This is a genomic window from Bartonella sp. AA16NXGY (assembly GCF_042197325.1).
Classification (GTDB): Bacteria; Pseudomonadota; Alphaproteobacteria; order Rhizobiales; family Rhizobiaceae; genus Bartonella.
Genome location: NZ_JBHIRR010000020.1, coordinates 1 through 24,261, shown reverse-complemented (window position 1 = coordinate 24,261; position 24,261 = coordinate 1). Strand labels below are relative to the sequence as shown.

Sequence of the window (24,261 nt, the reverse complement as noted above, 5' to 3'; positions counted from 1 at the left end):
TCTCCCCCACATTTATGTAAAAAGACCTCTAAACAAAACTGTTTAGCCCGTCAATGGTTAATACATCAATATCCCCAGTTTAATGCTACAATATATTTATCAATAATTAGAGATAAATTCACTCTCCAGCTCCTCTAAGCCACTCAACACGCATATAAACGAGACATCATCCTATCAAGCACATCCTGTCGTCAAAAACCATCATAGAAAACAATAAGAAACGTCTTTGAGAGCCTTTCAAGACAATTACGCAAAACTCTTTTTCCTGCCTTTGCTCGCCAAATTTGGCGAGCAAACAAAGTCTTGATTTTCTAATAAGTTATATTTAATGGCATTTTCATCAAAGAACTTTTCTCCAAAGACAATGATCTGAGTGATCTGAACAGAAGAGTTTTGTCCAGTGCTGTCAGTGTTGTCAATTCTTTTTAGAGCCTATATTATTTTTTTAAATGAGAGAAAATTAAAAACATTATATTTCAATATGTTAGCATTTTAACGATACAACCTATATCAAGATACAACCTTAAATACAATCCATAATATATATTTGTCAGTTTGTGTCTGTAAATTGAACTGACAAAATAGACTATTTTAGTGACTCATAAAACTTATCAAAATACTCACTATGATATTTTAAAGCACATGCTTCATTTGTCTTTTTTCCATAAAATAAACAGCAAATTTCACTACTTTGCTGATCTGATCTCTCTCATAGGCTGTGGATAAACAGCATTTAAAAAACTTTTTGAAAAAATATCCGCTTTTTTAGCATTTTTTCCAGTTTTCTCACTATTCATTCAAAATGGATTTAATAAGCTTCGTTTTAATTCTTTTGATAAGAATTAACCCTCTCATATGAAAACGGAGCCCTGTTGTAAAAGGGCGTGAACTGGATCATTTGCACGTGAATTATGAAACTGTAAAACCTTATCCCGTAACCTTTAAAAAAGGTAATCCAAAAGTTACAGAGATCTCTAATCCAGAAAAATTCTATTACGTGACTGAAATGAAATTCGCAAAAACAGGTAAAGAGAAAGATAAAACCACTGTTATTTATAATAACAATATCACAATAACAGATATCCCTCTTGACGCTTGTGAGTATATCGTTAATGGTAAACCCGCTCTTGAATGGGTTATGGGGCGTCAATGTGTTAAGACTGATAAAAAGAGTGGCATTGTTAATGATGCCAATCGTTATGCTGTTGAAACCATTGGCACCCCTGCCTACCCTCTAGAGTTATTACCATAAGTTTAGAGACAATGAAAATTGTTAAGAACTTACCAAAATTAGAAATTAGAGAAACTGAATAGACTTGGCTTGCTAAACTCACAAAGGGGTATAGAATCTTATAACCATAATCTATACCTCTCTTGTTAAGTTGATTAGATACAATCTTTAAAAGGAGTGTTTATATGCATTATTCTAAAAAGAAGAAACTTACACTTTTAAATACTCTACTTTGAATTGCTTTAAGACTTTTAAGAAATCCTATCTTAAAGTGAATACGCTTCTTTTACATTGCCTTTAAAAGATTAAACCGTAATCTAAAATGATAGCTTTATTGTTATCAGAAGCTTTATTTAAAGAGGGTTATGTATATTCATTTTCTTATATTACTTATAGGTTTTGAAGGTTTCTACCCCCCAAAAAAACCCTACAAAACATAGAGCATTAGTTGAATTTACAGGTTGTATTTTGATATAGGTTGTTTTTTGAAAAATTGATAAAACTTAAATTATTGAAATATAATGATTTTAATTTTCTCTCATTTAAAAAAAATATAGGTTCTAAAAAGAACTGACAAGACTGACAAAACTCTTCTGATAAGGTCACTCAGATCATTTACTTTTGGAAAAAAGTTCCTTGATGAGAATGCCATAAAAAGAGTTTTGCGTGGTTGTCTTAAAGACTTCAAAAGAGATTTCTTTATTGTTTTATGCTGTTGTTTTTAACCAAAGGATGCCATTCATACCGTCTATCAGGACGCCGACCTAATTCATTTCCCTCTATAGGAAATTCACGAATATAGTTACAACGACATAAAAGCTCTAAAGCTTGCTTAACGGTTTGATTGTCTGTTAAATATTTCCAATCACGTTTATAAACATCCCTTGCTATAAAAACATCGGGTAAACAATCACAGCGTTCAACAATTAATTTTGCACGCTCTGCTGTTAATGTATCCCCCGCCGCATAAAGTCTTTTGGCATGACTTAACAGATAACTTGTCCAACGCAACGCTGTTGTGATGGCATAGAGTCCAATTTCTAAACGACCACCGTCAAGAAGTTCAAAAATCAACGCAAGGCTTGCTATGATCTTTGGCATTTTTAAAAGATGCGATTGTAAGCTTTCTGAGTAACTACCTCCTTTTGCCTCTTTATGAAGATGCTCTAACCATTCATAAAACTTCACTTGTGCTTCAACAGAAAAACGCATGATCAGGGGCTGTTCGGGAGACCCTAAGCGTTTATCACGAAAAGAACGAAAAACCCCTTCATATTTTTGCCACCCCTCTTGATTAGGCGGTCTATCAATCACTTGCCACTCTTTATTGTCATCGGGCCATACAATCATTTGAAAGCGTTGCAATAAACCGTCATCGTTTATCCCACGGTGTATTGCTTGAATAAGGGGAATAAGGCGTGAAGGTTGAATGCCCCCAATAATGGAAATGGTTGCATTGGGAATATGAATGGTTCCACGTTCAATACGGTCATAGGTGTATGACGTATTGCCATTAAAAGCTGTTAGATAAAAGGCACGATCTGTTTGGTATTCCTTTCTTTCCATATTAGCTAAAAAACCAGCCAATTCATCTCGTACCATCAAGAGACCACGGGGGTTTTCTTTTAAGAGTTCCCCAAGCTTTTCGACAGTCACATCGTTGACAATAAGACGTCGTTTATCAAGAGTATTATCATCACTTTCTTTGTGTTCAATAGATTGCGAAAGAAGGGCAAGGGCTTGTTCTTCATCTTGATCTTTGAGTGCTTTATAGGCTTGTTTTTTCTTTTCTCGTTTATCTAATTCACTAAGAATATCTTTCTTTTCTTGCTGTTCTTTCTTCTTTAACCATTCTTGATGCCATTCCTCTTGAAAGGCATAGAGAGGAGTTAAAGCGGCTTGCATGGTAGGTGTTTTGAGTGTTGAAGGTTGCCCCACAAGACCCCCCCAGAGATTAGGAACAATTTTCCAATTATTATCATGTTGTTTTGGAGCGATACGCACGCCATTTCCAATGACAGCAGCCAAACCACATAAAGCAGAGATAGCAATAAAATCGATAGAAGATTGTTGAAGATCGGCAACCTCATAAATATAGTCCATTAATGGCATTGGCAACTGTAATAAGCTAAAAGGCTCGACGGGTAAGAGAGCCGTAGCAATCGATTTTAATTGCCCCCAACCATTTTGTTGCAAGGCTTGTTCATAAGAAATGGCTTTTAAACAAGTATTTTCGTTTAAAGAGACATTATCGTTATCATTGACGGGAGTATTTTCATTATTGTTTTGTAAATTACTATTTTTCATAGTTTCCCTCTTTTAAGAAAGTAATACGTTATTAAAATCAGTTCCTTTTGGAGCTTGCATCATAAAGACCTCAAAGCCTTGGCTATAAGCACGCGCAGCGAGGTTAAAACCTGCTTTACGACCCGCATCATCACCGTCCATTGCAATGGTGAGACGGGCTTTTGTAGGGGGTAAATTCACACGCATCATGCCACTGGTTGAAAGAGAAGCCCATAAATCAACGGGCTCTGATAACAACCCAGACAGCAGAGACAGCCCCGTTTCAATGCCTTCACAAATAACCAGATGTTTGGGATTTTCTTGGCTTAAATGCACCCCACCACCCATTACAGATCCCAACATGGCTTTTACTGGTCTTTGATCTGTTTTGCAGCCATTGGCTTGTAAAAAGGTTCTATGAATGGCGAAAGAGCCAGCGCCCTTAACAAGAGCAACCAACGCGGGCAGTGTAACCCCAGAAGGGTGCGAACATTTGTCGTGAAAACGTAAATCGGGAGGCAAATCACATGTAATACCCCGCATACGTAAATAGGTTTCTGCTAAAGTATTTTTGATTGGTTGGCTTTGTTGCCAAATTGCTTTTGCTCTCTCTGCTTTCTGTTTTGCTCGTTTGAGATCAGCACAAAACTGTTTGGAGAAAGAGAGCGTCTGATCATAAGCTTTATCAAAAAAGGCTTGTTTTCCAAGCAAGCCAATTCTAATAAGCGCTTGTATGATCTCTCTAAAAGAGCAGCCAGCATAACAAGTGAGTAAAAGACGCCCATCATGTCCATTGGCAAGGGATAAGCTAGGCAGCCTATCATCATGAGCAGGGCAACGGGCTGTTCCATAACGCCCATGCCAAACTCCACGTAATGCACAAGTAATTTTTTGAGCTGTTGTATGCAATGCATAAGCATCGCTTGTTGTAGCATTTGTAAAATGCATAAAATCCCTTCCTGCTACTTGCATTACAGGACAGATTCTGTTATTTCGGGATTTGCGAAAGTCGAAATACTTTGTCTGTCCTATAAGGCGAAGTTTTCTTTAGGCGGCGTCGTTGCCACGTTGGTTTTTTGCCTTTTCGATTACATCGCAAAGGTCAGATTGTAACCAGCGCGCTAAGGAACCAATCTTTAAAGGCTTTGGTACCGAGCCATCAGCGACCCGCCGCCAAAGTGTTGAAACGCTTATATTAAGTAGTTTTGCACTCTCACGTACTGTGAGGAGTGGTCCGTTTGGAATCATGGAATCCCCTTTATATTAAATGATAGAATCACTGTTTATTAACTATATATAAATAGCAATTCGTAGCAAACTTTTCCAGCAAAAAAAACAATATCTTGTGATTTTTTATCAAGAGAAGCAATAATTTGTGATTGTATTATCTGTTATGGATAAAATAAGGAAAATGGAGACATAGAGCTATCCACAACTTTTATTGTTTTGATCAGTAACATAAGAAGCCCATCTATCCATAAAAATACGACGCTGTTCTAAATAGTCTGTGCGACGATAGGCACGCTCCACTTTTCCCCCAACCGTATGACCTAGAATGGTTTCAGCGACCTCATAAGGGGCATTGGTTGTTTCTGCGAGCCAATCACGTAAACTAGAGCGAAAACCATGCGGACAGGCTTCAAGTCCTGTTTTTTTCATGTATTGTAACATGCTGTTCTGTGCAAGGGGACCACGACCGGTTGCAGAAAAAAGAAACCCATTACGAGATAAAAGGCGTGCTTGTTTAATCACTTTTAGTGCTTCTGATGATAAAGGAACGCGGAATTCTTCTGTAGCATCGCGTCGTCCTTTCATACTTTCAGCAGGAATGGTCCATATATCCCCATCAATCTGATCTTTATGCATATAGCGCAAAGGACGTGTACGAACGCCTGTAAGAATAAGCAAACGCAAAGCCAGTTGTGTCATTGTTGTTGTTTTGCAGAGTGACTGATAAAGGCAGGAACATCTTTCCAGTCCATTGCTGGTAAATTTTGTGCTTTATGGCGTTGTTTCCCTAAGAGAGCCCGTGCTTTTATCGTTGCTTGTAAATCAACATCCAGCCCCAAAGCAGCAGCATGTTTGAGACAAATATTAAGACGATTTATTGCTTTCTCTGCGGTTGCAGCTTTTGCATGCCAGATGGGAGCAAGAACATTGCGTATCTCTGTTTGTGTAATTTCTGAAATAGGAATACAGCCTAATTTGGGGAGAGTATAAAGTTGTAAAGGTAGAAACCAATTCCCAGCCTTGCCATCTCCTTTTAATTCAGCTTTACGACTTTCAAAAGCATCTAAGGCAATGTCTTTTAAATAATGGAGATTACTTATTGCCTCACGCTTTTGTTTGTCACGTTCTTTAATGGGATCACGCCCCTCATGCAAAACAGAACGCCATTGATTTGCTAATTCACGGGCTTTTTTTAAAGAAACATTTCGCAACGCACCCAAGCCCATTTCGCGGCGCCGACCATGAATGGTATAACGATAAAGCCATTGAGCACCACCATCTTTACGCTTATGGAGAAGCAAGCCGGCACCATCATTATATTTGCCAGCCCCCAATGTTGCGACAGCCCTTGCATTAAGACGATTCATAAGAACCATTTTTACTCCTTTCTTGTACAATTTTTACCCACACACCAGCCCCGCTTTTGACGTGCAAGCAAGTGATATTAATTGATTCAATCTGAGAGGGTTTGTGATGAGAAAATCTTACTATATTCGGAGTTATGATTCAAGTTGAAAAAGGATGATTTATTATTATAAATCAATGTGTTGCCAGACTCCGGAATACCAATGCGAGGGCGCTCGCAACCGGTGGGGACATCAAGTGAAAGCCAAAAATCTACATTTTTACGATATTTCTTTAGGCAAAAAAATTCGCTTCAGAAGAAACGTCATGGGGTTTTCTCAAAAACAATTAGGAAGTCATTTAGGCGTAACATTCCAACAAATCCAAAAGTATGAAAAAGGCTTAAATCGCGTAAGTGCAAAACGTTTACAGGAAATTGCTCATATATTAGATGTTCCCGTTTCCTTCTTTTATGTTGATGGCGCAAAAAAAGAAGAGAACCTCTATCATTGTGATGACAGAATAGCAAGCAAAGCAGAATATTTACTTTTAAAAAATTTCAGAATACTGACCCGCAAAAAACAAAGAGCAATTTTGCAGTTGATTTCTGATGAAAAAAATAACCCCTTATTTTCATAAGTTCATTGCAAAGATAATCAAAGTCCTTAATAATCTTGACAAGAATTGTGACTGTCTCCCCACACTTCATGAGAATGAAAATACTTAATCTAATCTGATTTGTAAATAATCCGAATTCTAACGAGTTTAACTTAGAAATAGTGCATTGATTTATAATCATAATCTAACGTTATTGATATTGAATAAGTGTTTCGAATATCGTAAAATTCTTTCATTTCAAATTTGTTCTATATTGAATCAATCAAAATCTCTTGTTTGCACATTACAAGCAAAGTTGGCGTGTGAGTAAAAATGTACAAAAAGGCATACCTCTTATTGAATCGTCTCACATACCAAGAGCTGTAACGACATTGAGTGCTAAAAAAATGGATGATGGTGCTAACTTGCTCTTTTATTAAACGTAAATATGGGGGTGTTCAACGACTTTCCACTCATATGAGTCACTTAAACAAAAGGCTCTCCAAACAAGCCTAAGAATATTCCAACGCACTAAAAAAACACTTAAATATATCGAGAAAAATCAAAGATCTTATACTACCATACTCCAAATAATGATATTTTATAGCATAACAGGATTAAAGTAAAAATAAGAAATATAAAGTAAAAAATAGACACGAAAAAAATATATATAACTTTCATAAGAATTTATCTATATATGGATACTTAAGTTTATCCTGTTGTGCCATAAATTCTATCATTTAAGGTATGAGGATATGAAGCACGCATACCTCCTTGAAACATTCAAATGTTTTTTAGATGCCCAATATCTTTTTAAATATTTTTAGGCCTGCTTGTTGAGCCTTTAGTTTAAGTGAAAAATGGGAAGCCGCTAGAATCTAGCTGTTTACAGACTGTAATAGGAAGCTTCGCTTTTAAAAGTATAGGGAGAAAATTAAATAATTCAACAATTAACAGATAAAGTATTAAAAGATTCCACGAACGCGATACGTAATACCATCCTTAAAAAATTCACAAAGTGAGAAGGTACACATTGACAGAAGATAAGGAATTCACTTAATTAAAGTGTTTTCTAAAGAGATAATAGCTTAGCGTAAAATATTCAATTTTTTCAATTCTGAAAGATTAAAAGAGACGTATTATTTGAAATAAAACAATTTATTGTGCTAATGATGATGATTGGTGTGCACAAAATTGAGTTGTTGAAAATCAAAAATATAATTTAATGATGTTCCTTGACCAACTCACTCTCTCCTGAGTATAGCACGGGGAATAAACGTGGAGAGACATGAGGAGTATATAGAAAATGAGTTATAAAGTTGCAATTGTCGGCGCAACCGGAAATGTTGGTCGTGAAATGCTTACAATTTTAGAAGAACGTGGTTTTCCTGCACATGAAATTGTCCCTCTAGCATCACGACGCTCATTAGGACAAGAAGTTTCTTATGGAGATAAAACTTTAAAAGTAAAAGCACTGGATACTTACGATTTTTCTGACACAGATTTTTGTCTTATGTCTGCGGGAGGGAGCATTTCCAAAGAATACGCCCCTAAAATTGCTGCTGCCGGCTGTGTCGTCATCGATAATTCCTCCACGTGGCGCTATGATGCCAATGTTCCGTTGATAGTCCCTGAAGTCAATGGCGAAGCTATAAATGCCTTTTCTAAGCGTAATATTATAGCAAATCCTAATTGTTCAACAATTCAACTGGTCTTAGCTTTAAAACCTCTCCATGATGCTGCAATCATTAAACGTGTTGTTGTCTCTACATATCAGTCTGTTTCTGGAGCTGGTAAAGAAGGAATGGACGAACTTTTCGAACAATCACGTGCAGTTTTTGTTGCAGACCCAATTACATCAAAAAAATTCACTAAACGCATTGCCTTTAATGTCATTCCTCATATCGATGTTTTCATGGAAGATGGTTATACAAAAGAAGAATGGAAAATGACGGTTGAGACGAAGAAAATTCTCGATCCGAAAATTAAATTAACAGCCACTGCTGTTCGGGTCCCTGTCTTTATCGGTCATGCCGAAGCCGTCCATGTTGAATTTGAAAAACCACTAAGCGCATCTGAAGCACAAGCGCTCCTCCGCGATGCACCAGGCTGTCAGCTTATCGATAAACACGAAGATGGTGGTTATACCACACCTTATGAAGGTACCGGAGAAGATGATACCTTTATTAGCCGTGTTCGTGAAGATATCACCGTTGAAAATGGTTTAGCTTTCTGGGTTGTCGCCGATAATTTAAGAAAAGGAGCAGCATTGAATGCCGTTCAAATTGCTGAATTGCTCATTTTTCGTAATTTGATAAAGCCTAAGTCCGCAAATTAACGCCCTGTCCGAAAGGACAAAGAACCCCTAGCCGGTCTGTCAAAAGTCCGGCTTTTTTAACAGCTTCCCTCTAACACCATCTTAAAAGGTTATTATTTCAAAGCATTGGCAAATTCCACTCTGAATATTCTCAGCTCTCTCTGCCTTAAAGAATGAAGCTCTCTCCCTGCACCGATCTGAACACAATCGCGCTTTTTAAGGAGCTTGCACTAATATCCACCTTAATGCCGCTTTACGAAACAGCAAGATCAGCAGCGGAAAGCATTTTTTGCTTCATGCTGCTGATCCTTTTTGTCATTCCGGTTGTAAAATTAACTTTACCCTTATCGAGCAGGATAAGTCACGACACGGTAACGCGTTTCATTACGTTCAAAATTTTTGTAATTGACATTATCAGGAAAGGAGGGATTATAAGCACTCACGTGCTTTACAGAAACGCCTTGTGCTTTTTGCGACGGATTTAAAATTGTTCGTTCATCTCTTTTTTTAACACCTGTAGAATCGATAATCATATCTGTTCTGTATAGTTTTTGCATATTTTTCCGTGTTTTTTGAATCGCCGGAAGAGCTTTAAAGTCGGAAACAGCCTGTTTTACTTTTTCTTTTGGCGATTTTACCATGGATTTTGATTTTGCTGGCATCTTTTTAAAAGCAATGGTAGGAACATTGTTAACATTGACGTAACGTGCAGATGCCCAACCAACTTTTCCATGATAACCAAGAGAACACCAAGTTTTATTGGATAGGCAGCCATAAATTTGCACTTTTGCTCCCATTGGAACCATTGCGATAACTTTATAAGCTGTCGCAGGGCCTGTGCGTAAAGATACCTGACCTGATGCAACACGAGCAACTGTTCCTGTAATGGTTCCAGCTTGTGCGTGAAAAGCAGTCACAGCCACCCCTGACGCTCCTAAAGCCCATAAAGTCATCATTGTTGATAAAAATTTCTTTCTTAACATTATTTTTCTTCCTCTCTTAAAACGTATGAAGGGCAAAAATTCGCCTTTGCAAAAATTTGCCGCGTTTAAATCCAATGATCAGCAACCTTTATTCCCCCCAATCCCCCACAACATTGCAACAAAATTTCTCTTTATCGCCTACACGAACACGGCCTTTTGATCTTGATTGCGCAGTATGTTCTTCATGAATTTACGGCTAAAGCATCATCTGATTGTCCGGTTCTTCAACCAATTGTCCCTTACAGAAGTTTTTAAAGGGGCATTGGTTCCCTCAACAAATGATTGCAATAAAAGAATTAATTATTTGAATTTCAGAGAATTTCTATGAACAAATGATGATCAGCCCCCAAAACAACTAAAATAGAAGGAAAAATAATACTCTTTTAAAAATAAAAGTGATTGAATATTCTCTAAAGCTTGTATAACTTTAAATCTGCCTAAAAAGATACAGAGTATATTGAAACTTCCCTCAAAAAATTTCTCGAAAAAGAAAGTTAAAAGCATATGACATTAAAAAATTTTTCTCGTAGTCGGATTATAGGATTATTCCTCTCTCTCTTTGCACTTTTTTTGTCTACTGCTTTTTCCATGGCCGCAGACAAAACAAAAATCAAACTTGGTATTATGGAAGGGCGGGATGCGATTATTTGGAAAACAGCTGCTGAACAGGCTAAAAAAGCCGGTTTAGATATTGAACTCGTTTATTTTTCTGATTACGCTTTGCCTAATGATGCTGTTAACGCAGGAGAGATCGATGCGAATGCTTTTCAGCACGCCCCTTATCTTAATGAACAAATGAAACAACGTGGCTATAAACTTTCAATTGTCGGCTATACATTTATTGCTCCAATCGGTGTTTACTCACACAAAATAAAAGACTTAAAAGATCTTCGTGATGGTGCACATGTTGGTATTCCGAACGACCCATCTAATGGTGGAAGAGCCTTACTTCTTCTTAATTCTTTAGGTCTCATTAAGTTAAAAGATCCTCATAATATTCTTGCATCTCCACTTGATATTATCGAAAATCCTAAAAACCTGCAAATTCGTGAGCTCGATGCCGGTATGTTAGGACGAGCTATTGACGATTTTGACCTTGCAATTATAAACACAAACTGGGCTATTGTTTCCGGATTAAACTTCGAAAAAGATGTAGTCGCATGGGAGAGCGCAAAAAATAATCCTTATGATAATATCATCGTTGTACGCACGAGCGAAAAAGATGAACCATGGGTTAAAAAATTAGTTGCCGCTTACAACAACGATCTTATCCGTGCAAAAATCAAAGAGATTTTTGGCAATACCGCCCAAACATCTTGGTAATTGTGCCAAATATCCGAGTAATTGTGAATGGAAAAACCTACTCTTATCTCCTTAAAAAACATCAGCCGTTGTTTTAACAAAACGGCTGGTGTTCCGGTGATTAATAATCTCTCTTTAAATATCCATGCTGGTGAAATCCTTGGCATTATTGGGCGCAGTGGAGCAGGAAAATCAACACTTATTCGCTGTTTAAATGGGTTAGAGAAGATTGATGCAGGATCCATTTTTTTTGAAGATGTTGATATTTCTAATCTATCAGAGATAGAATGGGCGCCTTACCGTCAACGAATTGGGATGATTTTTCAACATTTCAATCTTCTCTCATCGCAGAATATTCTTGATAACATTGCATTGCCACTTAAATTAAGTGGTGTAAGTAAGAAACAACGCCACAAACGTGCCCTTGAACTGATTGAATTGGTTGGGTTATCTGGGAAAGAATATTGCTATCCGGCACAATTGTCCGGGGGACAAAAACAACGCGTTGGCATTGCTCGTGCGCTCGCTGCTAATCCTAAAATATTGTTATCAGATGAAGCCACCTCTGCTCTTGACCCTGAAACAACACAATCTATTCTAGAGCTCCTTGCTGATATTAATAAACACCTCAATCTCACGATTGTGCTCATCACCCATGAAATGGAAGTTGTGCGCACCATAGCGCATCGCGTTGTTGTTCTTAATCAGGGAAACATTGTAGAAGAAGGACGTGTGAAAGACATCTTTACATCACCGCAAGACGATACAACCATAGCCATGCTCAAGCTTGTAACCCCGCAACTTCCTGAAAAATTTGCGAAAAATCTCAAACCAATCGGACGAGAAGCTGTCATTGAAATTAATATTGCCGGTGAAATTGCCCAGCAGCCTTTTCTTCATCTTCTAGAAAATGAGAGTGGTTTAAAAGCACGTATTTTGCATGGTGGCATTGATACAGTTCAAGATGAAACCATCGGGAGACTCTTCTTGGCTCTTCCTGGAGAAGATAAAGAAGCTTTAGAAAAAGCTGTTCAATGGTTAACGAAAAAAGGACGATATTGTGAGGTCTTAGGCTATGTTTAATGTTCTGTCTCATGAACTTCCCCAAGCTGTTATTGATACAATATTGATGACACTTAGTGCTTCTGTTATGGCATTTATTATAGGGCTTCCCCTTGGTCTTCTTCTTCACACAACAGCACGCGGAGGGATTTTTTCCTCATCTCTCATCAATCGCCCTTTAAGCATGATCATTGACAGTATTCGTGCCATTCCCTTTATCATTCTTGCATTTTATCTTCTTCCCGTTACGCGTATCGTTGTAGGAAGAGGGATAGGAATGCCTGCTGTAATTTTTATACTGACCATTTCAGCTATCCCTTTTTATGCACGCATGGCGGAACTCTCTTTTAAAACCGTTGAAAACGGTCTCATTGAAGCGATCCGCTCGATGGGTGCAAGTCGTCTTCAAATTATCAGACATGTTCTTATTCCTGAAGCTCTCCCTAGCCTGATTACAGGTTTTACAGTCATGGTCATTTCTCTTATAGGAGCCACCTCACTTGCTGGATATCTTGGTGGAGGCGGTTTAGGGGATATGGCAATCCGCTATGGCTACCAACGCTACAATACCTTCATCATGACCATCGTCATCATCCTTTTGATCGTGCTTAATATTACAACCCAATGGACTTCTGATAAAATCGTACAAAAACTTGATAAAACAAAACATTAAAAGACTTAGAATTTCACATGCCAATACCATCATCCCCTTTGCCACTTTCCAAGTGCACCAACCCTTGCCTATCGAAAACACTCATAAGAGATTAGAAACTTTTTTCTTAAACAGTTTTTATCTCTCCCCATCCGTTTGTAACATGAAAGAAAATAGTTTTAATGGCTTTAATATAAAAGAATATAAAAGGGGATAAAATAAGAGATCTCACAGTATGTGAGACTCTCTTTAAATTAAGACATTGACCACAACCTCTCCAAACCGTAGATAACACATTGAATTTATAATGATAATATGGCGTTATTCATATTGAACGAGAACTCTGAATACCGTAAGATCCTCTCATTCCCAATTTATTCCATATAGAATCAACCAAAACCTCTCGCTTACACGTTACAAGCGGGAAGAGCCGTGTGAGTAAAACTATACAAGAAAGAAAGGCATGCCTCTTATGAATTATCTCAAGCGCCAAGACCTGTCTTAACATTGGCGGCTTATAATATGATGGTGCCAGCTTTCTTCTTCACAAGCATAAAGATAGGGGTGCTCAATGGCTTTATCGTTATACTATTCACAGGCGCCATTGCGAAATGGGCGTGACAAACGTTGAGAGATGTTGCTTTAAAATAAGCCCGTGAATTGGCAACGCAAGTATATTCCATTTGAAGCGTTCTGTTTTACGTGATGGGTATGATCCCATTAAAGAACGCTATAAACAAAAGCGTGAAGCAATGCACTATCTACATTAAGAAACTCCTCTTCAAAACGATCTAGGAAAGATAGCAACCTGCTATGGCTATCAACGCTATGATAGCTCCACCATATCTATTATCCTATAGATTATTCTCAATATCATCATTGAAGAAACTTCTAATAGAATTGTATAAAAATTTTATAAAATAAAGCACTCAAATAATCTAGATATTGGAAGGCAATCTAGATATTGGAAGGTTTTTCTTCCACAACAGCAACAATAAGCCATTGAGCTGTAAGAGCTGGTTTTTTTAACTTTTCAATTTCCACCGTAACCCCATAATGGAAAACCACTCGACCAGAAGGACGAATTTCTGCGTCGTCTAACACAAAACGCGCACGTATCCGTACCCCTGTTTTCACAGGACTCATGAAGCGTACTTTATCGAAACCATAATTAATCCCCATTGTGCTCCCTTCCAACTCTGGAAGAGCTTCATAAGCGAGCGTAGACAAAAGCGATAATGTTAAAAAACCATGAGCAATCGTGCCGCCAAAAGGTGTCTTTTTAGCCTTTTCCTCATCAACGTGTATCCATTGATGATCATCTGTAGCACATGCAAACTGATTAATCATATCCTGTGTAACAAGACGCCACTCCGATAATCCCACTTCTTTCCCAATAAAACTGGTGACATCTTGTACTGTTATTTTTTGCTGCATAACGCTATTCCTATTTTATTTGATAAAAGAAACCACCCCTCTTGCTTTTATAAAATCCATTGATTAGAGCATCAAGAATAAAAGATTAATTGTCTTAAAAACAAATGCACCTTATGAATGAGAAAAGTTCTTTAACAGAATAGTTTTCAAATAGGAAAAAAGAATGGCAAGCAATGTGAACCTAACAGGTTTAGCGCATGATTTGAAACAACGTGCAGAAAACCATCCCCCTATCCGTATTGGACTGATTGGTTGTGGTGAAATGGGCACAGATTTATTATCAAGTATTGCGCATATGGATGGTATAACAGTCGCTGCTGTAGCCACGAGGACACCGTCACGTATTTTTGATGCCGCTACACTAGCCTATGGCGAAGATGGACATGTCTGTGAAGTTGAAAATACTTATGCTCTCACCCAAAGCATTGAAAAGGGTTTGATTGCAGCAACAGATGATATTAACCTTGTTTTGCGCCATGAACAAATTGATATTATCGTTGATGCAACAGGCTATCCCGAAGCAGGAGCAGAGATTGGTATCAAAGCGCTTGAGAATAACAAACATCTTGTCATGATGAATGTTGAAGCAGATGTTACAATTGGCGCTTATCTCAAACATGAAGCAGAAAAACGAGGGCTCATTTATACACTTGGTGCCGGCGATGAACCTACTTCTTGTATGGAACTCATAGAATTTGTTTCAGCCCTTGGACATAAGATTGTTGCAACGGGTAAAGGAAAAAATAATCCTCTGCGCTTTGATGCTACACCTGACGCTTACGAAGAAGAAGCATTCCGGCGTAATATGAATGTGCGCATGTTGGTTGAATTTATTGATGGTTCCAAAACGATGGTTGAAATGGCAGCCATTGCCAATGCCACCGGACTTCTCCCCGATTGCCCAGGAATGCATGGACCACGAGCAGCGCTACAAGATTTAAACAAAGTGCTTATTCCAAAACAAGATGGGGGCATTTTACAACAATATGGTGTTGTAGATTATTCAATAGGTCCAGGTGTTTCACCTGGTGTCTTTGTCATTGCCGAAATAGCACACCCGCGTTTACGCGAACGTATGGAAGATTTAAAAATTGGTCAGGGGCCTTACTTCACCTTTCATCGCCCCTATCATTTAACAGCAATGGAAGTTCCCCTCACCTGCGCACGTATTATGCTTTATGGCAAAAAAGATATGGTTCCTCTTAGCCATCCCGTAGTAGAAGTCTGTGCTGTTGCTAAAAAAGATTTACATCCAGGTGATCAGCTAGACTTTATCGGTCTTTATACTTATCGTGCTTGGATAATGAACATTGCAGAAGCACGCGCTCACCACGCCATTCCTTGTGGTCTTTTGGAAAAAGCAACAGTAACCGCTGAAATTAAAAAAAATGAACTCATTACAGTGCATAATACTGCTATTCGTGAAGATCAATGGATTGCACGTCTTCGTGCTAAACAAGACCTTTTACTTCATTGCCCTTCTTCCGCTAAGCTATAAGTACTCCTGAATTACCTTACTTAACAGCATCTTTCCCTTACACAACAGAACAACCCAGAATACACTTGTATCAAAAATTCAGGCTTCTGTTTTAATAAAAGCATTTTCCAACGACGCACATCCCCACTTCGCTCTCACAATATGTCCCGTAAATGCGACAGTATAAACCACCCCATGAGATGGCATAAGATTCATTGTGTATCACTATCTTTACTCTATGAAGATACAAACCAGCACCATCATTTATTTTCCAATACTACAACAGTCCTTGAACCTTAGAGATAATTCATGAGAAGAATTTTTAGTCTTTTTTTTAATAATTTTATCCATACACGAACGCAACTTGTTATACGTAAAAAATACTTCTGATGGATTTAACATAAACAAATTTAAAATGATAAATAATAATTTCTCATTTTTCTTATTGCATGAGAGCCATGGATATAGGGATATTTTTTATTTTATCCCCTTATGAAAGATAAAAAAATTTAAAAAGGATAAAATATACCTTTGACGAATAATCTTCATATGAGAAAAGGTAGACAATATTAAAAGACTGATAAAGATAGTAAGTATACTAGCCTTATTACTAGAAAATAATCATAAACTGTAAAAAAAAAATCAGGTTACGCTAATTTGTAAAAAACAACATAAATGTAGGATCTTGAACTTTAATAATGTTAATAAAAGCTACATTTAGTATTAAGATTAGTGATTTTATTATCTAGTATAGTATAAATAATAAAATATTTATTTTTTAAAAATAATGAAGTGAACAAAAAAATCCTCGACTCTGTCGATGAGCTTCCTACTAAAGTGTACTAAATATTGCAAAAAGAGTTACAACAGTACCTAATACATCCCCAATACATAAAGAAGCAAGAAGTGATAAAATACTTATTCCCCCCCAAAAGGCTGAACCTGAAAAGGCAGCAGCTTTTTCAGGTTTCCCTAACGCAATAACATCTTGTTCCTCAACGCCTTGAATAACAACTCTATCCACAGCTTTAATAGCTACATTTTTTTCTAGTGTAGGAATAGTAATTGCCATTCTCTCTTGAACTTTATTTTTTACAAAACTTGCATTTCCCTCTATAGTTTGTATAAAAAAAAGAATAAATAGTGTAAAAGTAAATGAACATACACGATTTTTAAATATTTTAAACATAGCTTTCTTTGCTCCTCTTTTTCTTCACTGAAAAAATGAAAGAATATTCACATATATAAAAACCAAAAATTATATTTAATCATTTATATAATTGCACATAATAAAATATTATATGTAATTTTGTTATTATAATATAACACATTATGTATTACATGTAAAGATAAAAAACAATAAATGATAAAAATAATTTATTCCTTTTACGCCATAATAACTCAAGATACCAACAGTAATATTTTGTCATTTTTATTGCTATAATTAAAAATAATAATAATTTATTAAATTTCTTATTATAAGAAATATTACGAAACAAATTCATTTAAAAAATTATATAATAGAGCTTTTATAAATAATTTAAAATGTAATTAATTTTAAAGAACTATAAAATTTAAAACTGCCAATATAATGATATATGATTGTCTATTATTTCAATAAATATAAAAATGAAATTGGTATCAAATAAAAACTTGATCTAAAACAAATCTATCCTAATAAAACAAATTTAAATAGTGTACTATTTTTCTATAAAACAGGTATAAAGTGTAAAAAAACAATTAAGATCTCTATCTTCAAATGGAAGAGACGTTAATAAAATGATTCTCAACTTTTACTGATATATAAAAAGAAAAAATACTGCATAGCATCTTAAAAAAGGTAATTCAGCCCCCTTTATCCCATACAGCATAAAGAACACAAAATATTGACTTTCAAACCTAACAAAACAAACGCATAAAATAAGTAAATCTATCAGATTTACAAAACCATTATAAGCAATACTAGAGCTCCAACAAACTACCTAAAATTAAATAAAAAGAGAGTCATGAAAAATGAAATGATCCCCAAAATACTGAAAAAACTTTCTTTCTTAATTTTCATAAAAGTTATTCCATATTTTTCGTCAATATTGTAGATCACAACCATATTTATATTTTAAGTAATTATATTTACTCTATATTAGTAACAAATAATTCTCTTTGAACGAAATTTTTAGCAATATTCACATAACTGTCTGCAATTTGTGAAAAACGAATAATAATAAATAATTGATTAAATGCTTGAAAGAAAAGGAATAGAGAAACTTACTAAAAAATTGCATTTTTAAAATACCAACTTAAGTAGCGCATTGAAAAAATAACGCCATGAAAACTGATATTGAATGATAAATTCATCAACCGATCACTTTAATCGCAAAATATTAATCTATAATAATAATTTATTGTTTTGCATGTTGAATGAGAAAGCTGACGATTATAAAACTCTCTTAATTTTAACTCTGTTTATATTGAATCAATCAAAATTCTTCACTTGCAAATCACAAACGAGATCGGTGTGTGTGTGTAAACACACTTGAAGAAAGGAAAATATCACTTATGAGGTATTTTAACTAACAAGCGCTGTTAACACAGTATTGAAAACTAGCAAAGTGAATGATGGTGCCCATTTTTACTTTAAAAGTGTAAATATGGTGGAAAACAATAGATTTTATATTATAAGGCTTTACCGTTATACTATTCACGGGCGCCGTTGCAAAATAGGCTTGGATACCTTGAGAAATGTTTCTTTAAAACAAAAGCGTCAATGTGCAACACAATGGCGTTCTGTTTATCATGTATCCAACGGTGTTTCTTGTATCCAACGGTGTTTCTTACTGAATCATCTTATAAACTGCTCTATGAGATTACAAATTCATCTTACGTGAATTCTTCCCTTTATATTTATTTTTTCTCATGAACACTAAAATCTGTTAAGACACTATCCAAAGTAAAATAAATCAACAAATATTTCTATTCTTTTGTAATATACAGATAATTGAATAGATTTCCTGATTGCAACAAAAGTCTGTACTATTGCAATAGTAGAAATACTTTGATCATCCTCGCTCCATAATAAAAGAATAATATGTAATTTACAGAAAAAATTACATATTTAATATATATGAATATATAATTATTAAAAATGAGAATATACATCAGAAATAATTATAAAAGACAACTATCTTGAGAAAGATTGCCTAATATTACAGAAAAATTGCGGTGGCTTTGCTCAATAAAAGCTTCTCTATTTTTAACAAAGCTCTCATTTTTATGCATCCATATGTGATGTAAAAAGACGCCTATTTGCGTTTCTCTTATAGATAGATTAAATAGTGACAGCACCTTTGATCACTTTGTCTCTTTTGACTTCTCTTTTGGGCATTAATTTATGGTATCTAACCCACCTTTTCTCGCTCTTTTACCTTTGGGTGCACATGAATATCACGGAGAGCACCTTCCTTTCGAAACCGACTGGATTATTGCTGAAGCTTTTGCAAAAGCCCTCACTTTACAAACAAAAGAGCAGTTTCATATCGCACTTTTACCGGTTGAAAAGATTGGCTATTCTATAGAACATATGGATGTTACAGGCACGCAAACCCTTACCTTTTCTGATGCGATTAAGCGATGGATAAAGATTGGTGAAAACTGTTATCACAAAGGGATCAACCGTCTTCTTCTTCTCAATGCTCACGGAGGAAATTCACCTTTAATGAGCATTGTTATCACCGAATTACGAAAGCGCCTTTCCATGCTCGCTGTAGCAACAAGCTGGAGCCGTTTTGGTTTACCACAAGGTCTCATGGAGCCATCTCAACAACATCTTGATATCCATGGAGGCTTTATCGAAACCTCTCTCATGCTCTATTTAGCACCAGAAAAAGTCCATATGGAAAAGGCAGAAAATTTTCATAATAAACAAGCGGATATGATTGCCAATTATCGGTATTTACGCGCTTATGGTCCTCATGCCTTTGGTTGGACAATGAAAGATCTAAATACGCAAGGTGCGGCAGGAAATGCAAGCAAAGCAACACCACAAGCCGGTGAAGCAATCTTTTCTCATGTTCTGTCTCAGCTTCGTGATTTACTTGATGATATCAATCGATTTAACATAAATACATGGCAATAAAGAACAATAAAAGGTCTCTCCATGGAAACGATACACCCCAAAAAACTTCCCGTTACGGTTCTCACAGGCTATCTTGGTGCTGGAAAAACCACCCTTCTCAACCGCATTCTCAGTGAAAATCATGGCAAACGTTATGCCGTCATTGTCAATGAATTTGGTGAAATTGGTATTGATAATGACCTGATCATTGAATCAGACGAAGAAATTTATGAAATGAATAATGGCTGTATTTGCTGCACCGTACGTGGTGATCTCATTCGCATTCTAGAAAGTCTGATGCAACGTTCTTATCGATTTGATGCGATCATTATAGAAACGACAGGGCTTGCTGATCCCGTTCCCGTAGCACAGACCTTTTTCATGGATGATACTATCCATGAAAAAACAGCTCTCGACAGTGTCATAGCGGTCGTTGATGCAAAGCATTTTCCCTCTCAACTGAAAACAAGTCGTGAAGCTGAAGACCAAATTGCCTTCGCGGATATTATTCTTTTAAATAAGATTGATCTTGTCACCCAACAAGAACGCAGCCATGCTGAATCCCTTATTCTGGCCATTAATCCCAGAGCCATAATTTACGCAACAGAGCGCGTTAACATCCCTGTTGATAAACTCCTCGATCGTAGTTCCTTTGATCTCCAACGCACTTTAGATAATGATCCCCATTTTCTTGACCATCATCACGCAGATCATGTATGTGGTCCCGATTGTAATCATGATCATGACCATCATCACGCATCCACCATTCATGATATTACCATCACTTCTGTAAGTTTAAAAACAGATGCTCTGCAACCAGAAAAGTTTTTCCCTTGGATCCAGCAGGTTACACAGCAACAAGGACCTGATATCTTGCGTCTTAAAGGCATTATCGCCTTTCAAGGAGACGATGATCGTTACGTCATTCAAGGGATACATATGCTTCTTGAAGGACAACATCAACGCCCATGGCGTGAAGATGAAAAACGAGAAAGCCGCCTTGTCTTTATAGGACGCTCTCTTGATGCTGAAAAATTAAAAACTGGTTTTGAAAATTGCGCATAAGTGAGTGATAATGCCAAACATTACCCATTATGATCTCAAAAGTTACTGCCTTTCCTGCGGTTTTATAGGCAATAAACCAGCCTTTGTTTCCGTAGAAGGTTTCATTGTTTTTTTTAATCCAACCCCACAAATCGTTGAAGTTCACCAAGGAATAATTTCAAGCCATTTTTCCCATGACAATACCGCGATCATCACCGGTGGAGAAGATGGAAAAGTCTGTCAAACAACCGCAGCAGATCACACGGAAGTGTTAAGCCAAAAAGAACGCAAATGGATAAACAACGTTGCTTTTGGTCCACAAAAAGCTTTTGCTTTTTCCTCCTCACGCCTCGCATTTGCGCATATTGGAAAAGAACGACAAGAGCTCACACATGAACGCAGTGTAGAAGGCCTTGCTTTTGCCCCCAAAGGTTTGCGACTTGCCGTTGCCCATTACAATGGAGTCACTCTTCATTGGTTATCAACGCAAATATCTCCCACCACATTAGTATGGAAAGGAGCTCATTGTGGTGTCACCTTTTCACCAGACAACCGCTATGTCATTTCCACCATGCAAGAAAACGCCTTACACGGCTGGCGTCTCACTGATAATCAGCACCTCCGCATGAGTGGCTATCCAAGCAAAGTCAAAAGCTGGTCTTGGAGCGCAAAAGGAAAATGGCTAGCAACATCAGGTGCCTCTGCCGCAATTGTTTGGCCCTTTCATACAAAAGATGGCCCTATGGGAAAAACACCTCTAGAACTAGGCACACGAGCAAATGCACTTGTTAGCACCGTTTCATGCCACCCAAACAAAGAAATTGTAGCAATAGGCTTCAATGATGGAATGATTTTAGCGGCACAATTCCATGATGGAAAAGAAGTCCTTCTAAAAGGTTATGGGAAAAGTGCTATCTCAGCACTTAACTGGGATCAAGCAGGGCAAAACCTCTCCTTCGGTAGCGAAAATGGTGAATGTGGTATAATCAATATCACTGATTAAATTACACCAACAAACGCAATCATCGCCGATAAAAAATGCCCACACAATCCTCCAGAAATCTTATCCCCTTGCATCTCCAGAGCTCTCAGAAATCCTATCTCCCTAATCTCCCCCCAAAAATCTCCTAAAATCTTCGTAATCATTAAATCTTCCCTCTTCCTTTTCTCCCCCCCCCTTTAGACAAGAAAATACCTTAAACATGTTTTTTGACCTTTTAACATTGCTACCCCCATACAAGAATAAAAACATCACTCTCAAGACCGCCCCCCATCTCCCTATAAACATCTATATAGGCTACATACTTCCACAAAAGCATTTTTCTTAAAAATTCGGCAAAAAATAGCTGATATCATCATTGAAACAACGATTTATTCTTACGATCAGAAGAAGGGAATTCAACACTATTTTCCTAAATAAAAAATTTTTTGATTTCCCCCTCCAAAGAGCAAAGTTTCCTACGAGCAGCCTTCCACACTTTAGTTTCTTGCCTAGAAAATTCTATCTAATAATCATTTCATGGAACTTCTATTACCGCCCTCTGTTCCGGTATCTCCTTCATCTCCGGATTCTGTTCCTTCTGCTTCTTTCCCATGTTAAACCAAAGCCTTCTGGGTCTTCTGACCCTTTGGATTCCTCGTCTAATCTCCAAATTAGAGCGGTTGTTCCACAGGTTCCAACTTATCTTCTTTTGCCAAATGCCTTATTTCATGCTGGTTTAGTGGATATGACCACGCAAAATAAGACGTTAGAGACAATGCGGAATGCTTTTCATTCCTTTGGGAAAGATGATAAAAAGACAGCCTTTTTTCTGCGTGCTTATGGGGGGAGCCATCACTATGCTTCCAATTTATCTGCTTTTGAATATGGTTATGGTGCTGAGCTCGATTATAATGCATTTCAAGCAGGTGTTTTGTTAAACGAGATTGAGAGTTTATATGGTCGTACATTCTTTGGAGTTTTGGGGAACTATGGAAATCTTTCTCTACACCCTCAGGATGTTGAACAAAGCAAAAAAAGCGCATTTAATAAATGGTCTGTTGGGGCTTATGGAAGTTTGCAGCATGATACCGGTTTTTATATGGATGGGGTGTTATCGTATGGCCTTTTTAAAGGTGATGTTTTGACACGAGCACGGGGTAAAGCTATTGCCAAGGGTAAACAGTTTAGCGGTTCTTTAACGAGTGGCAGAACGTTTGCAACAGGGTATAAAGGTGTTGTTTTTGCTCCGCAGATTCAGGTTGTTTATCAGCATCTTCAGTTTAATAAGACGCGTGATATTGATTTAGGAAAATTTCATGCAATAATTCAGAATGCTCATTCATCATTTTAGATATTGAATAAAAACTAAATATTATAAATTTCTTTCATTTCAAACCTGTTTATATTTAATCAATTAACCCCTTGTCCATCACAAACGAAGCTGGCATGCAAAGAAGGACTTTTGAAAAAAGGTAAATTACTTCTTATGAACATTCTCGAGTGCTAAAATCTGCGCAAATATTGAATGCTGAAAAAAGAATGGTGATATCCGCGCATGACCGCAATGAAAATAATATCCTGTATCTTATCGAAATTTCTCTGCCACCTATCACTTACAAAACAACAACCATAACAACACGATAAAGCATACTTTACTTTTATTATAATTTGACCTCAAACTCCCTCTTTTTGTTCTAAAAATAAGTATCTATCCAAAATTCTTAAGTAAACATCCTAAAAAAGAAACAAATAATATGCGTATTAAATGATATAAACGTGAATAAAGTTCTAAAACAAAATTCAAAACAATGCATAAAACTCATAAAGACTAAACTTATGATCTATAAAAATGAATAAAGAAATGGACAAAAACAACCACCTATATCGTCTCTTTTGAAAGATTATGCCGAAAGCATTCAGCATTCAAACTTTTCATATTCACAATGAAATCTGTCCTCATATCTTAACATCAAAAATTTTAGAAAAATTTCTCATCGCATAAAAGAAAGCATCTATTGTAATCTTTTATATCAAAAAATAACCATATTGATGAAGCAAAATAAATTTTAATACATTAAAAGGCCGAAAATCTTCTGCCTTTTAACTAAAAATACATATTGCAGCTCATCAAAAAAGGTGGCGCAATCCAGCAGAGAAACTCGTTCCAGAAAAACCAATTTTCTTAAATCTATGCTGATAAGTGACA

General features: G+C 36.6%; 16 protein-coding genes and 4 pseudogenes. 12 read left to right on the top strand and 8 right to left on the bottom strand.

Annotated features, from left to right (window positions below):
• Positions 1-871: 871 nt before the first annotated feature.
• Positions 872-1,314: pseudogene (locus tag ACFINK_RS08525) on the top strand (type ISP restriction/modification enzyme); the annotation flags it as partial.
• A 616-nt stretch (positions 1,315-1,930) separates the two neighbouring features.
• Here ACFINK_RS08525 and ACFINK_RS08520 read toward each other — a convergent pair.
• From ACFINK_RS08520 to ACFINK_RS08505, 4 genes and pseudogenes are all read right to left on the bottom strand, one after another.
• Positions 1,931-3,538, bottom strand: coding sequence for a YfjI family protein (locus tag ACFINK_RS08520; RefSeq protein ID WP_375638773.1), 1,608 nt, complete (start codon positions 3,536-3,538; stop codon positions 1,931-1,933).
• Between the two features lie 12 nt (positions 3,539-3,550).
• Complete coding sequence (locus ACFINK_RS08515; RefSeq protein WP_375638771.1) at positions 3,551-4,465, bottom strand: DUF7146 domain-containing protein; 915 nt, start codon at positions 4,463-4,465, stop codon at positions 3,551-3,553.
• 99 nt (positions 4,466-4,564) lie between these two features.
• A complete protein-coding gene (locus tag ACFINK_RS08510) occupies positions 4,565-4,765 on the bottom strand; it encodes a helix-turn-helix transcriptional regulator (protein WP_015856773.1) in 201 nt (66 codons plus the stop codon).
• 177 nt (positions 4,766-4,942) lie between these two features.
• Positions 4,943-6,123, bottom strand: a pseudogene (locus tag ACFINK_RS08505) (tyrosine-type recombinase/integrase).
• A gap of 226 nt (positions 6,124-6,349) precedes the next feature.
• Between ACFINK_RS08505 and ACFINK_RS08500 the strand changes: the two are divergent.
• Positions 6,350-6,730: a helix-turn-helix domain-containing protein gene (locus ACFINK_RS08500; RefSeq protein ID WP_375638769.1), complete on the top strand. Its 381-nt coding sequence runs from the start codon at positions 6,350-6,352 to the stop codon at positions 6,728-6,730.
• Between the two features lie 1,264 nt (positions 6,731-7,994).
• Positions 7,995-9,026: an aspartate-semialdehyde dehydrogenase gene (locus ACFINK_RS08495; protein ID WP_375638768.1), complete on the top strand. Its 1,032-nt coding sequence runs from the start codon at positions 7,995-7,997 to the stop codon at positions 9,024-9,026.
• 323 nt (positions 9,027-9,349) lie between these two features.
• Here the strand turns inward: ACFINK_RS08495 and ACFINK_RS08490 are convergent, their stop codons facing one another.
• Positions 9,350-9,988, bottom strand: a complete 639-nt coding sequence (locus ACFINK_RS08490; protein WP_375638766.1) for an SH3 domain-containing protein — start codon at positions 9,986-9,988, stop codon at positions 9,350-9,352.
• Positions 9,989-10,492: 504 nt separating this feature from the next.
• Between ACFINK_RS08490 and ACFINK_RS08485 the strand changes: the two genes are divergently transcribed.
• The 4 genes and pseudogenes from ACFINK_RS08485 to ACFINK_RS08470 form a co-directional block, all read left to right on the top strand.
• Positions 10,493-11,311, top strand: coding sequence for a MetQ/NlpA family ABC transporter substrate-binding protein (locus ACFINK_RS08485; protein WP_375613641.1), 819 nt, complete (start codon positions 10,493-10,495; stop codon positions 11,309-11,311).
• A 27-nt stretch (positions 11,312-11,338) separates the two neighbouring features.
• Positions 11,339-12,373 carry a methionine ABC transporter ATP-binding protein gene (locus tag ACFINK_RS08480; RefSeq protein ID WP_375613642.1) on the top strand — a complete coding sequence of 345 codons (1,035 nt, stop codon included), beginning with the start codon at positions 11,339-11,341 and terminating at the stop codon, positions 12,371-12,373.
• Positions 12,366-13,025, top strand: a complete 660-nt coding sequence (locus ACFINK_RS08475; protein WP_375609233.1) for a methionine ABC transporter permease — start codon at positions 12,366-12,368, stop codon at positions 13,023-13,025. The genes ACFINK_RS08480 and ACFINK_RS08475 overlap by 8 nt, the downstream gene beginning before the upstream one ends.
• Before the next feature lie 451 nt (positions 13,026-13,476).
• Positions 13,477-13,771 (top strand): annotated as a pseudogene (locus tag ACFINK_RS08470) (integrase); the annotation flags it as partial.
• A gap of 190 nt (positions 13,772-13,961) precedes the next feature.
• Here the strand turns inward: ACFINK_RS08470 and ACFINK_RS08465 are convergent.
• A complete protein-coding gene (locus ACFINK_RS08465) occupies positions 13,962-14,441 on the bottom strand; it encodes a MaoC family dehydratase (RefSeq protein ID WP_375612287.1) in 480 nt (159 codons plus the stop codon).
• A 163-nt stretch (positions 14,442-14,604) separates the two neighbouring features.
• Here ACFINK_RS08465 and ACFINK_RS08460 point away from each other — a divergent pair, with 163 nt between their 5' ends.
• Positions 14,605-15,939: an NAD(P)H-dependent oxidoreductase gene (locus ACFINK_RS08460; protein ID WP_375638764.1), complete on the top strand. Its 1,335-nt coding sequence runs from the start codon at positions 14,605-14,607 to the stop codon at positions 15,937-15,939.
• An 811-nt stretch (positions 15,940-16,750) separates the two neighbouring features.
• Here the strand turns inward: ACFINK_RS08460 and ACFINK_RS08455 are convergent.
• Positions 16,751-17,107: a hypothetical protein gene (locus ACFINK_RS08455; RefSeq protein ID WP_375612285.1), complete on the bottom strand. Its 357-nt coding sequence runs from the start codon at positions 17,105-17,107 to the stop codon at positions 16,751-16,753.
• A 2,199-nt stretch (positions 17,108-19,306) separates the two neighbouring features.
• On the opposite strand from ACFINK_RS08455, the gene ACFINK_RS08450 reads away from it, so the two are divergent.
• From ACFINK_RS08450 to ACFINK_RS08440, 3 genes are read left to right on the top strand one after another with little or no spacing between them, the layout of a single operon-like run.
• Positions 19,307-20,050: a creatininase family protein gene (locus ACFINK_RS08450; protein WP_375621597.1), complete on the top strand. Its 744-nt coding sequence runs from the start codon at positions 19,307-19,309 to the stop codon at positions 20,048-20,050.
• A 21-nt stretch (positions 20,051-20,071) separates the two neighbouring features.
• Positions 20,072-21,094 (top strand): CobW family GTP-binding protein, encoded by a 1,023-nt coding sequence (locus ACFINK_RS08445; protein ID WP_375638762.1) that lies wholly within the window; start codon positions 20,072-20,074, stop codon positions 21,092-21,094.
• A 10-nt stretch (positions 21,095-21,104) separates the two neighbouring features.
• Positions 21,105-22,076 carry a WD40 repeat domain-containing protein gene (locus ACFINK_RS08440; protein WP_375638760.1) on the top strand — a complete coding sequence of 324 codons (972 nt, stop codon included), beginning with the start codon at positions 21,105-21,107 and terminating at the stop codon, positions 22,074-22,076.
• Here the strand turns inward: ACFINK_RS08440 and ACFINK_RS08435 are convergent.
• Positions 22,073-22,219, bottom strand: a complete 147-nt coding sequence (locus ACFINK_RS08435) for a hypothetical protein (RefSeq protein ID WP_375638758.1) — start codon at positions 22,217-22,219, stop codon at positions 22,073-22,075. The two genes, ACFINK_RS08440 and ACFINK_RS08435, sit on opposite strands and share 4 nt — an antisense overlap.
• A gap of 391 nt (positions 22,220-22,610) precedes the next feature.
• Between ACFINK_RS08435 and ACFINK_RS08430 the strand changes: the two are divergent.
• A pseudogene (locus ACFINK_RS08430) lies at positions 22,611-23,373 on the top strand (autotransporter outer membrane beta-barrel domain-containing protein); the annotation flags it as partial.
• Between the last annotated feature and the right edge of the window lie 888 nt (positions 23,374-24,261).